This window comes from Streptomyces sp. NPDC002835 (assembly GCF_053591995.1).
Window position 1 is genome coordinate 1 of record NZ_JBSFUW010000130.1, and the last position, 1,388, is coordinate 1,388.

Sequence of the window (1,388 nt, forward strand, 5' to 3'; positions counted from 1 at the left end):
CTCACCACGGAGGCCGGGGCTCCGGTCGCCGACAATCAGAACAGCGAGACCGCGGGCGTCGGCGGGCCGGTGCTCGTCCAGGACCAGCTCCTGCTCGAGAAGCTCGCGCACTTCAACCGCGAGCGCATCCCGGAGCGTGTCGTCCACGCGCGCGGCGCCGGGGCCTACGGCACCTTCACGGTGACGGCGGACGTGACCGCGTACACCCGCGCCAAGTTCCTCTCCGAGGTCGGCAGGCAGACCGAGACGTTCCTGCGCTTCTCGACCGTCGCAGGCAACCTCGGTGCGGCCGACGCGGTCCGTGACCCCCGCGGCTTCGCGCTGAAGTTCTACACCGAAGAGGGCAACTACGACCTCGTCGGCAACAACACCCCGGTGTTCTTCATCCGGGACGCCATCAAGTTCCCCGACTTCATCCACACCCAGAAGCGCGACCCGTACACCGGCTCGCAGGAGGCGGACAACGTCTTCGACTTCTGGGGTCTGAGCCCGGAGTCCACCCACCAGGTGACCTGGCTGTTCGGCGACCGGGGCATACCGGCCTCCTACCGCCACATGGACGGCTTCGGCTCCCACACGTACCAGTGGAACAACGAGGCCGGCGAGGCCTTCTGGGTCAAGTACCACTTCAAGACCGACCAGGGCATCAAGAACCTCACCGCCGCCGAGGCCGAGGAGCTGGCCGGCAAGGACCCCGACTCGCACCAGCGCGATCTGCGCGAGGCGATCGAGCGCGGCGACTTCCCGTCGTGGACCGTCGGCGTGCAGATCATGCCGGTCGCACAGGCGGCGAACTACCGCTTCAACCCGTTCGACCTGACCAAGGTGTGGCCGCACGCGGACTACCCGGTCATCGAGTTCGGCAAGCTGGAGCTGAACCGTAACCCGGAGAACATCTTCGCCGAGGTCGAGCAGTCCATCTTCAGCCCGGCGCACTTCGTGCCCGGCATCGGCCCGTCCCCGGACAAGATGCTCCAGGGCCGCCTCTTCGCCTACGGCGACGCCCACCGCTACCGCGTCGGCATCAACGCCGACCACCTGCCGGTGAACCGGCCGCACGCCACCGAGGCGCGCACCCACTCACGTGACGGCTTCCTCTACGACGGCCGCCACGGCGGCGCGAAGAACTACGAGCCGAACAGCTTCGGCGGCCCGCACCAGACGGAGCGCGCGCTGTGGCAGCCGCTCGCCGTCACCGGCGGGACCGGCGAGCAGTCCACGCCGCGGCACGCCGAGGACGACGACTTCGTCCAGGCGGGCAACCTCTACCGCCTGATGTCGGAGGACGAGAAGCAGCGCCTCGTCGACAACCTCGCGGGCGCCCTGTCCGGCGTCACCCGCGACGACATCGCCGAGCGCGCGATCAGCAACTTCCGTCAGGCCGACGG

The 1,388-nt window shown here is 68.9% G+C and carries 1 protein-coding gene; it reads left to right on the forward strand.

The window, feature by feature from the left end; translation table 11 throughout:
* The coding region (locus ACWD01_RS37465; RefSeq protein WP_451168458.1) for a catalase at positions 1-1,388 on the forward strand (1,388 nt) is incomplete at both ends.